We start from the raw sequence: 10,953 nt of genomic DNA on the forward strand, positions 1-10,953 counted from the left end.
GATTTGATGGGTGTGTTTAAAAAGCCGGTTTACTAATGATTGGTTAAAAACACTAAAAGTTAGCAAAAAGGATGCACATGGCATCCTTTTTAAGTGTTTGCTTTTAGGTTATTTATTAAAAGCTGTAAGTAATGTTACCGTATAGGAAACGCCCGTCTAATCCGTACGGTGCATATGGCGTGTACGGGAATATTTGGCCAAAGTCAGAGTAACCAATGTTATCCACGGTTGCTTGTGGGTACTGATCGAATAAGTTGTTTGCACCAACGGCAAACTTCCAATATTCGTCTGGACGGTATGCCACTTCTAGGTCGGTGATCCACTTAGGGTCTAGGTATTCATCGCGGTCAGCTGTAGTTGAAATATCAGCGACTTCACCATAACGTGTGGCACGCAGGGTAGTTTGCCATTCGTTAAAGTTCCACACTGCTGATAGGTTCCATTTGCTATCTGGCGTGCCTTCTTCAAAGCGACCTACTTCACGACGTGCAAACACTACGTAGTCGTCACCTAGTGAGTTTAGCTCGCTTGGGTTGTCGTTTACGTGCGTTACTTCGGTGTCGTTAAAGTTAGCTGCTACGTTTAAACGTAAATCACCTAAGTTGTCTAAATCTAGGTTATAAGTGGCAACTATATCTACACCTTGCGTGCGTGAGTCGATAGCGTTGGTAAAGTAACGTACGCTTTCGGTATTTAGCTCACCTGCATTTTGTAGTATTTCTACTACGGCATCGCCCTCTAAGTTTTCAGACAATACAATACGGTCATCAATATCAATACGGTATGCATCAACCGTTAAGCTAAAGCTGCCTTGCGTGTACATAAAGCCCGCTGTAACGTTTACTGACTCCTCAGCATCTAACGGCTGAGCACCAAGTGCTTGCGCTGCGGCTGAATCGGTCGGGAATAAACCCACTTCAAATGGTTGGTTGTTTTCAAGTACTGTTGATATTTGGCGGTACGAGCTTTGCGCTAAAGATGGTGCACGGAAACCTGTGCTAATTGCTCCGCGCAGTGATAGGTTTTCAGTAATGCTGTAACGCGAGGCAAGTTTAGAGGTAAACGTGTCACCAAAGTCGCTGTAATCTTCATAACGACCCGCTAAAACTACGTTCCATTTTTCTGTTAAGTAGGTATCAAACTCAACAAATAAAGCGATGTTATGACGGCTTTCGTCAGTCGCACTTTCTGGTCCAAAGCCAGCAAGTACTTGGGCGCCACCGGCTGCAATTGGGTTACCGTCGCTATCAAGGGCTGTGATGTAAGACGCTTCTTCGCCTTCTTCAATTTTGTAGCTTTCGTGGCGGTATTCAGTACCTACGGTAAAAAATACGTCATCAGGTAAACCTAAATCAAGTGTGGTATTGGCTGTTGCGTTTACTAAAAACTGATCGTAAACCAATGCACCGTTGTCAAATTCGGTTGGGCTGTCGGCACCTAGTGATGTGTTAATACTATTTACAACACCGAAACCAAAGTCGTTGCGGCCGTAGTTGGTACTTACATCCCATGTCCAGTCGTTAGTTTCGCCTTGTAAGCCCAGTGCAAATGAGTAGTCTTGTACGTCTGTTTCAATTTGCGGCAAAAAGCCATCTGGGTACACTTCTAAAACGTTACGGCTGTCTTTTGCTCGGCGGTAAAAACCACCTGAATTACCTTCACGCTTTGAGTAGCTACCAAATGAATAAAGGTTTAAGCCGTTATCTAAATCGTAACCCATGTTGTAAAACAACGCGTAATCTTCAAGGTCGGCTTTACCAAAACGGTGGTTGTAACGATCGATAGTAAATTCGCGTGGGTCTAGGCTGCCATCATCAAGGCGGCTGTATTGTTCGCGAGGGTCAAAGCCAGAGCGCTGCGTTGAGTCGTTATCACGGTATTCAATTGATACGTTTACAAAGCCGTTATCAGATAACGCAAAACCAGAGTTTGCGCTAACAGTGCGTGTTGCACCGTCGTTTACTTCTCTGTCGCTACCGGTATTAAAGGCTAAGTCGCCGTTTGCATCTGCATAGGTGCTTTCTAACTGAGATACACCAGCCATTTGAGTATCGTATTTACCGTACGTTACGCTTACGCTACCGCCTTCTGAGGCATCTTTAAGTACAATGTTAATTACCCCAGCAATTGCATCAGAACCGTACTGTGCGGCTGCGCCGTCACGTAGCACTTCAACACGTTTAATTGCAGAGGTTGGAATCATGTTCAAATCAACAGCTGTAGAGCCTCGACCAACAACACCCGCTAAGTTTAATAGTGCACCTGCATGGCGGCGCTTACCGTTTATAAGTACTAATGTGTGATCGGGTGCTAAACCACGTAAAACTGCTGGTTTTGCATGGTCAGTACCATCGCCCATAGTGGCGCTTGGGTAGTTAAAGCTAGGTACTTGGTTTGCTAGTATTTGGCTTATTTCTAGCTGACCCGTACTTTGCATATCACCGCTGGTAATAATGTCTACGGGTACCGTACTTTCGGCAATACTTCGTAAGCTTCTGCGAGTACCGGTAACCGAAATTACTTCGATATTCTTTTCTGCTTGATTATCTTGCTCTGCGGCAACGGCCATAGAGTAAGGTGTGCTAAGTGCAGTGGTAACGGCCAAGCTAAGTGCTAGTTTATTTGCAGATAAACGCTTAAAAGTCATTAATTGTTCCCCAAGAGCTGCTAGTCGAAAAGGAGCGCATCATATAGAAGCGACTACCCTAGTGCAAAGATAAAAACTATCTAAGATATTCTAAGTTGTTAACATATAAGGTCACTGTTTACGCGCGATATAAGCGTTTGGATCGTTGTAGTTGCAATCTTGTGTCGAATGGTTGCGAATTCAAGGGAATTTTAGATAAAAGTTAGTAAGACGTAAAAAGGCCAAGCAAATGCTTGGCCTTTCAATTTTTTAAATTTAGTAATTTAAATTATTCAGGGGCAACTTCAAGCGTTGTAAATAATGCATAACGTCCTGCATCTACGCCTTCTTCATTTACGGTAACCTTGTTAGAGGTTTCTATTAGGTATAGGCCTGGTTCTTTCCATGTAATTGTAAACATACCTTCTTTATCGGTCGTTACTTTTACTTCGCCACGGTTGTTACGGTAGCGTGTGTCGCCTTTTAAAATGCTTACTTCAATGCCTTCACCAGCAGATTTACCATCTTGTAGTAATTGAAAACGTGCTTGTTCACCTACAAATAAATCGTTTGGATGCGTTGGGCCACTAAGCTCTAAGCCTAAACCTAACTGTGCTGGCTTTGTGGTGCCATTTCGGCTTACAAATGTATCTACTGTTGAAACAACCTTTGTTGTAGTTACATCTTTAGCGTTACTAGGTAACTTAGCGTCTGTTTTTTTACCAAATACACGCTTACGCTTACCTTCTTCATTTTTGTAGAAGGTCATGTACATTGGCTTTTGGGTCATTGCAATGTGGTAAGTGCCTTGCTCTGTTAAGCTTACCGCAGCTGAGCTTTTACGTTTTAAGTAATAAGCACGGATCGTTTCAGATACTGGCTCACCATTAGGCGCAAGTGCCATTAATAACGTATCGTCGTACTCTGCGCCTTTTTCTTTAGGTTTAAAGGCTTTGTCTGGTGCAAAAATTTCGTTTGAAATACTGGCGTCAATCATTACGTAATGCGCTTTATCGCCTGATAAAGATGTATGCGAAGGTAGTAACCAACGTCCGTGTGCACTTGCTGAAGTTGACACTAAAGCAGATAAGCTCAATGCGCCGATTAATGCCGTTTTTAATAAATTAATTTTCATTGTATTTCCTTAAATTCAAATGATTAAGTAGCAGCTACTTAGTGCTTACAGTGACGAAACTTGTAGAAAATTCTTTTTTACCATCGATGATAATTTTACCTGGCTTTGTTAAATCGAGCTCTAGGCGTGTGTAATCTCTGCCGCCTTCTTCGCGTACAACTTCAATATTTAATAAGTATTTACCTGGTTTTACTGGGTTACCGTCTAAATCATTACCTTGCCAATTTATGGTGTAAGTACCCGCGCGCTTTGTTGCGCCGCTAATGCCGTCAAAGTTGGCATCGCTTTTACCGGCTTTACGCCACCATTGGCGTAAGTCTTTAAACCATTCTGCTTTTTGCACCCAAAGTGCAAGCGTAGTTACGTGTTTGCGCTCTGGTGTTTCAAGCCAAACTGCAACGTACGGACGGTGGTACGGTTGTATTTCTAAGTCGGGAAGCGTTAATTCAACCTCTAGCTGTGGTGTTTGCGCATGCGCTGATGTTTGAAAAAACGCAGCGATGAGCAGTAATGCGGCGCTTATAAATAATTTAAATTTAACCATTAAGACACTCCTTTTATTTGTGGAACCCAACATAAATAAATAACCAGTGGAGTTGCGACTCCCAGTACGGTTATCCATATTCCTGCTAAGCGTTTTTTTCTATTTTGAAACAAAATAATCATGCCGGTGATGGCAAATAAAATCATTAGTACGGCAGATATATCGATTACCCAGCTCCATACTTCACCGGTGTAGCGACCTTTATGTAAGTCGCCAATAAGGCTTAAAAAGCCGCCTGTTTGGTAATCTAGGTTTAACTCGCCGGTTGTAAAGTCGAGCTCTGCGTAGGCAAACCCTGCAGGCAATGGGTAGTCGAGCATGACGAGCGCGTCTTCTTTTTCCCACTCAATGCTTTTTACTTTTGTAAGTGCATATTGCTCGGCTAAGTAAGCTTCTATTTCTGGATAAAGCGTTGGTAGCGTATTTAGCTGTTCATTTGCTTTAGTAACTAGCTCTGCTGGAATTGTTGCAGTTACTTGGCCGTTATTTTTATCGTTTTTAAGCCAGTCAACATGGTTAAGCACAATGCCGCTAACGCAAAATAAAATAAGCAAAAAAAACAAAGCTGTAGAAATATAAATATGTAGAGCACGGCTTGTACTATACAAAGCCCGCTTATTAATAAACGACATAAAAACAGTTAATAAATTAAATTTACAACATGATAATGATTTGCATTAGCTATTACAAATTTACTTACTTATCTTTACATAAAAACTTTAAAACAAAGGTGTATGCAGGTAAAAATGAACATTTAATGCTTAGGAGGGCAGGAAGGTCTTAAAATAAGATAAATCATTACCGATACTTCTACTACTGCAACGAGGCAAATAACCCAGATAGGAGCGGCTGAGTACAGTAAAAATATAAAGCCAATTAACATGCCAATGGCGGCGTAGCATTTGGCTTTAACAGGCACTACTTTATAAGCTTGCCATTGCTTTAGAGTTACACCGTAACGAGGGTGGTTTAACAGCCATTGTTCAAGCGCGGGTGATGAGCGAGTAAAGCAGGTGAGCGCTAAAATAAAAAATATAGTGGTAGGCATGACCGGTAACACAATGCCAATAATACCCAAGGCTACAAGTATTAAGCCAAGCGCTTTAAACCATAAGTTTTTATAACAAATAAACACCGCTTTTATATTCACTTAGGCTCTTTTTAGGCGTGTTATGGTATCTCTAATTGTAGGCTAAATAGCTATTAATTCGAAGCTTAAAATCAATAAAAAAGGGCAAACTAAGTTTGCCCTTTTAAAAAATAAATGCGGTTAACAGTTTAGAAGTAGTAACCTACGTTAATGTTAAAGCGACGCTCTGTATCGCCTTCACCAATAATTGAACCGCCAATAAATGGCTGGTTACGTGCTTGAATAAAGTCAAAGTACGTAAATAATGGGCCTGCTGATACGCTCATACCGGTTACGTTCATCCATGTGTCTGCACTGTCGTCAGATTTATCGTAAATGATGCCGTAATCGTTGTAAAACTGCACGCCTGTTATTGGGCCTAAATCAACCGATAGGTCATAAGCTACGTTAAAGTTAGTCATAGTCGCTTCGCTTGATACGGTATCGTAGTAGTCAAATGCACCTACAACAAAGCGGTTGCTGTTGTCGTCTAGGTCGTAGTCGTACTCACCGTGCTGAAATTGAATATTCCAGTTATTAATTTGGCTGTTTACGTGGAACGCCCATGCGCCATAGTTACCTGCACTATCGTTACCATCATGTAGGCCACCACTTAATAGTGATACACCCACATCTGTTTTAGCGTTTTCGCTATGCTCAATTTGATACACTGTGCGGGCTGCAAACGTGTTGTATTCACCAAGGCGAGAACCTGGGGCATCATATGTGCCTTCGGTGGTTGCACGGCTACCAACAATATCGAAAGAGTAACGTTCGTTAACTTCAGAGCTGCCATCAACGCCGCCTACTTCATCATTTTTGAAAAAGCCTAGGTCTAGCTTCCAGTTGTCTTTTAGTTTACGGTTTACTGTTACACCCAAATCAAAGTCGTCTTCTAGGCCAACATAGTAGTTAGTACTAAAAAAGTAGCTGTGTGAGTTGTAAGGACCATTACCAAACGGTACTGGAGCAATACCTGCTTGTGCTTCCCAGCCATCAGTGAATTCGTAGCCTAAGTAGGCGTACTTAACCACGGTCATGTAGTCGTAAAAGCGAAAATCACCATTTACAGAAATATCGTTTATTTCGCCAGATAAGTTAATACGAAATACTTCAAAGTCTAAATCGCCGCTACGATCTTGAGTGTCTTCATCGTATGAATTAGTGCTGTAGTTAAAACGCACTGCTCCACCTACTTTAATGCCTTCATCTTTTTTCTCAGGCTCTGCTGCGGCAACTTCAACCACTTTTTGATCAGATTTTTTACTGATGTTTGCAACTTGTTGTTCGTGTTGCTTGTTAATTTGTTGCTGTTTTGTTTTTTCATCAGCTAGCTTATTCTCAAGCAACTGCATTTGTTGCTTAAGCTGTTTAAGTTGGCTTTGTAGTGTGTCTAGATCATCAGACGCATAAGAAGTGCTTGTAACACCACCTAAAACTAGTGCTAGTGTTAATTTTGAGAGTTTAGTCATAATAGCCGCTCTGCTTGTGATTAAAAAATAAAAAATTCAAGACGTCAAAAGACGCCTTACGTTTAGAGTAAGTACAAAACTATGTATTTTTTTTATTGTTTATTCTTTAGGAGCTTGAGTAAGTGCACCAACTTCTAGAAGGGGCGATGCATCTAATTTATCTGCATCCATCATCGCGGCTACACGCTGCATTGATGAGAGTAAAAGGCTCTGTTCCCACTCAGCAAGCGCAGAAAACTTTTCAATAAAGTGTTCTTGCAATGGCTGAGGTGCTTTATCAAGTAACTCTTTTCCTTTCTCGGTGAGGTATAAGCTCACTCTGCGTTTATCCATTTGACTGCGTACGCGTGTTACTAAGTTTCTGCTTTCTATTCTGTCGAGAATATTGGTGACCGTTGCTGGGCTTAAATTTACGTTTTGAGCAATACGGCTCGCCGTTATTCCATCGGTTTTTCTAACTTCTTGCATTATAAGCAATTGTGGGCCTGTTAAACCCGAAGTTTTATTTAGCTGCTTAGAATGTAAGTCAATCGCGCGGATCACTTTACGTAAAGAAACCAATAACTCGTCATATTTTTGCATTTGCTTATCTCGTCGATGGGGCGGTAGTTTGCCGTAATCGCGAAATGTTACACATCAAATAAATTGAATTCAAACAATATATTGCACATTAGGCCGCTTTTATTGGTTTTTAATAGTTAGAGCAGTAACTAATGTAAAACTATATTGTTTAAATTATAGTAAATTTTCTTAGCATCTTGTGTGCATTAAGTTGCGCACAGTACGTATGTTGTGAATAATTGGCAAGTCTTATTGTATAGACTTTAGTATTATTCATTTACAGCTGTTAGTACAAAGTAATTGTTTGTGAGTTTACTGTATATGTATTAATCGGCAATGAACAAATTCAGCAATCAATATTTAATATCAATAGCGTATACTTTAAGCATGCATTATTGTTTCTGTACAAATATTAAAAATCTTTAGTATCAGTATTATAGGGGAAGGTATGAAATTATCGCCATCAGTTAGCATTGAGCAAAGCGAAACCGGTCTTGAGTTTATTAAAATAGCTAGTGCAAAGTGCGACGCAAAAATATTTTTGCAAGGTGGGCAAATTACCGAGTATATCCCTAAAAATAACAAGCCACTTATATGGGTATCACAAGACGAAACCTATCAGGAAGGGGCAAGTATTCGAGGTGGTATTCCTATTTGTTGGCCGTGGTTTGGCACACACGCTAATGATGGGTGGCCTGCCCATGGTTTTGCGCGCACAAGCGTGTGGCAAGCTGATGAAGTACACGAATCTGATGAGCAAATTACAGTTAGTTTAAAGCTACCCATGAAGCTTGTTAATACGACGTATTGGCCACATCAGTCAGCATTAAAAGTTGAGTTTGTATTAAGCGATAAATTACAGATTCGCTTAACTACGACTAACTTAGGGAGTACGCCGTTTAGCTTTACTCAAGCGCTGCATACCTATTTTCCTACATCAGACATTACAAATACACATGTTGATGGTTTGCAAGGCGCGCAATATATTGAGTTTAGTGAAGGGCCATTTGTACAAAATGATGTTGTAAGTTTTGAGCGCGAAACCGACATGGTTTATACACAAGCAAATACAATTCAAACTATTAATACGCCAGAGGGTGTTATTAATGTGAGCCGCGAAAATTCAAGTTCGTGTGTACTGTGGAACCCATGGATAGAAAAATCAAAACGCTTATCTAACTTTGCTGACGATGAGTATAAAACGATGCTCTGCTTAGAGGCTGCTAACGTATTGACAGATAAAGTAACGCTTGAGCCAAAACAAAGCCACACCTTAATAACCACCATTAGTTGGTAATTAATTAAAAGCAGTAATAGGGATAAATAGTGTTTAACAATCAACAAATAATGGATTTACCAAAGCATAGTGATATTAGCTTTAAGCCATTGGCTGATAAAGCCTTACTACATGCACAGCTTAGCTCGCTTCTGTTTTATATACCGCTAATTGGTGCGCTGATTGCGGTTTGTTATTTTAATGAAGCCTTTGCTAATAATGCACAAACGTATTTGCTAATTGGTATGCCTATTTTAGTGGCCGTATCTATGCTGTACAACATGATAAGTGTGAGGTTGCGAGGTTTCGCAGTGCGAAATCATGACATTGCTTTTAAAAAAGGTGTTATTTGGCAACAAGTGACAGTATTACCTTTAGCACGTGTACAGCATATGGAAATACACCAAGGACCAATAGAGCGAAAACTCAGCCTTGCGAGCATTAAATTATTTAGCGCTGGCGGTGTAAGTGCCGATTTACAAATTAGTGGATTAACCCATGATGATTGTAAAAATATGCGCCAATTTGTACAAAACTACCGCCAAGACGACACAACACCTCAGGCAACTTTAGTCGATGAGTAATACAACTACCGAAGATCAAGTCAGTCCTATTTACTGGCAAAAAGTATCGCCTTGGGCGCTTTTATATTTTGTTGTGCACTTTAGTGTGCGCTTTGTAAAAGATGGCCTTTTAAACTTACTACCTATGTTTGTAGTGTTTGTTACTCAAGTGGAAAATAAGTTGTTTTGGGCGCAGGTGGCAGGCGGTATTGCACTAGTTTTATTATTTGTTTACTCATTTTTATATTATTTAAATTTTAAGTTTTGTATTAGTAGCGACAACGAAATATTGCTTAACAAAGGTGTATTTAAAAAAGAGCGACTTACGCTGAAATTTGGCCGTGTGCAAAACGTTAATATTGCCGAGCCATTTTATTTTACCCCTGTAAACTTAGTTAATTGTATTTTTGATGCTGCTGGCAGTGTGTCACAAGAAGTTGTTTTACCAGGCGTCACCAAAGATTACGCACAGCAAATGCGTAAACAAATATTTGATTTTAAAGCGCAGCAACAAGAAGAAATACAAAATACTGAACAAAGCGAAACAGACACTATCGAAAACAAGCTAAGCATTAGCAATAAAGAAATAGCTAAATTTGGTTTAATGTCGAATATGGCTATTTTAGCAATCGCTGCTCTTGCCCCTTTTATAAACCTGATTGTTGATTTTTTAGAGAAGCAAATTATTACCAAAGTAGAAGGCTTTTATCAGCAAGAGCTGGGTATGCTGGCCAGTGCTGCTACCTTTGCAATGATCACCTTAATTATTTTGTTAGTTTTGGCTGCTGTGATGCTATCGGTGACTATGTCGCTTATTCGTTTTTACAACTTTGAGCTTTATTTTAAAGGTCAAAAGTTTAAACGTATTGCTGGCTTGTTAGAGCGCCATCAGCTTTCGATGAGCATGGATAAAGTGCAATCTATTGTTATTAAGCAAAATCTAATGGGGCGATTATTAAAGCGATTTACCGTTGAGTGTTTACAAGCAAGTAGCGGCGGAATAGCAGCCGGTGCTGCGGCTAAAAAAAATAAACAAACCTTAGTATTACCTGTATTAAATAGCGAACAAGTTGATAGTGTATGCCAATGGATTTACCCTTGGTTTAATAGTAAAAAACTCGCTTTTAAGCGCGCAGAGCGAGCGCTTTTGTATAAAAATTTAGGCTTTTATTCACTGTTACCCAGTGCATTAGTGTTTGGCTTTTGTTTTATTGCTGATATTAATACTTTGATAAGCCTTGGTGTTTTGGTCGTATTTTCTGGCTTGGTAACTTTATCGTATCAGCGTTATGGTTATTACATGCATGAGGATAATGGCCGATTTTACATGGTTGTACGCAAAGGTATGATTGGGGTTCATTACCGTGTTTTTGAGCTTTATAAAGCGCAAAGTGCACGCAGTATAAGTACCTACTTAATGAGAAAATCAGGCTTAAAAAGCCTGTATATACAACTTGCTTCAGGCTTTGCATTTATGCCCTACATAAAGCAGCAAGATGCTGACTTTATTATTGATTTTACAATCAAACAGATTGAGTCAAATACCCGCAGCTGGATGTAAACTCCCCTAATAAAACATGTGTAAATACACATTTGCACATGCTTTATTACACTTTCTTACTGCCCATGAAAGACATTTAATAATAC

Annotated in this window: 10 protein-coding genes; 3 read left to right on the plus strand and 7 right to left on the minus strand. The window is 40.0% G+C overall.

What is annotated here, in order from left to right:
- Positions 1 to 115: 115 nt before the first annotated feature.
- The 7 genes from I6E80_RS16985 to I6E80_RS17015 all read right to left on the minus strand — a co-directional run bounded on the left by I6E80_RS16985 (position 116) and on the right by I6E80_RS17015 (position 7,488).
- Complete coding sequence (locus I6E80_RS16985; protein WP_197186049.1) at positions 116 to 2,647, minus strand: TonB-dependent siderophore receptor; 2,532 nt, start codon at positions 2,645 to 2,647, stop codon at positions 116 to 118.
- A 268-nt stretch (positions 2,648 to 2,915) separates the two neighbouring features.
- Positions 2,916 to 3,761, minus strand: a complete 846-nt coding sequence (locus I6E80_RS16990) for a DUF4198 domain-containing protein (protein WP_170072720.1) — start codon at positions 3,759 to 3,761, stop codon at positions 2,916 to 2,918.
- A gap of 34 nt (positions 3,762 to 3,795) precedes the next feature.
- Complete coding sequence (locus I6E80_RS16995) at positions 3,796 to 4,305, minus strand: DUF2271 domain-containing protein (protein WP_024598779.1); 510 nt, start codon at positions 4,303 to 4,305, stop codon at positions 3,796 to 3,798.
- Entirely contained in the window at positions 4,305 to 4,937 is a 633-nt protein-coding gene (locus I6E80_RS17000) for a PepSY-associated TM helix domain-containing protein (protein ID WP_076925535.1), read from the minus strand. The genes I6E80_RS16995 and I6E80_RS17000 overlap by 1 nt, the downstream gene beginning before the upstream one ends.
- 122 nt (positions 4,938 to 5,059) lie before the next feature.
- Complete coding sequence (locus I6E80_RS17005) at positions 5,060 to 5,455, minus strand: YbaN family protein (RefSeq protein ID WP_024598781.1); 396 nt, start codon at positions 5,453 to 5,455, stop codon at positions 5,060 to 5,062.
- Positions 5,456 to 5,583: 128 nt separating this feature from the next.
- The gene (locus I6E80_RS17010; protein ID WP_197186050.1) at positions 5,584 to 6,906 is read right to left on the minus strand and encodes a carbohydrate porin; all 1,323 of its coding nucleotides are present in this window, start codon (positions 6,904 to 6,906) and stop codon (positions 5,584 to 5,586) included.
- Between the two features lie 99 nt (positions 6,907 to 7,005).
- On the minus strand, positions 7,006 to 7,488 hold the full coding sequence (locus I6E80_RS17015; protein ID WP_024598783.1) for a MarR family winged helix-turn-helix transcriptional regulator: 483 nt from the start codon (positions 7,486 to 7,488) through the stop codon (positions 7,006 to 7,008).
- Between the two features lie 427 nt (positions 7,489 to 7,915).
- Between I6E80_RS17015 and I6E80_RS17020 the strand changes: the two genes are divergently transcribed.
- From I6E80_RS17020 to I6E80_RS17030, 3 genes are read left to right on the plus strand one after another with little or no spacing between them, the layout of a single operon-like run.
- Positions 7,916 to 8,764 carry a D-hexose-6-phosphate mutarotase gene (locus tag I6E80_RS17020; RefSeq protein WP_197186051.1) on the plus strand — a complete coding sequence of 283 codons (849 nt, stop codon included), beginning with the start codon at positions 7,916 to 7,918 and terminating at the stop codon, positions 8,762 to 8,764.
- Between the two features lie 29 nt (positions 8,765 to 8,793).
- Entirely contained in the window at positions 8,794 to 9,327 is a 534-nt protein-coding gene (locus I6E80_RS17025; protein ID WP_024598785.1) for a PH domain-containing protein, read from the plus strand.
- The gene (locus I6E80_RS17030; RefSeq protein ID WP_197186052.1) at positions 9,320 to 10,867 is read left to right on the plus strand and encodes a PH domain-containing protein; all 1,548 of its coding nucleotides are present in this window, start codon (positions 9,320 to 9,322) and stop codon (positions 10,865 to 10,867) included. Before I6E80_RS17025 ends, I6E80_RS17030 begins: the two co-directional genes overlap by 8 nt.
- The last annotated feature ends 86 nt before the right edge of the window (positions 10,868 to 10,953 follow it).

Origin of the sequence: Pseudoalteromonas sp. NSLLW218, from assembly GCF_015864775.1 — a bacterium.
GTDB lineage: Bacteria > Pseudomonadota > Gammaproteobacteria > Enterobacterales > Alteromonadaceae > Pseudoalteromonas.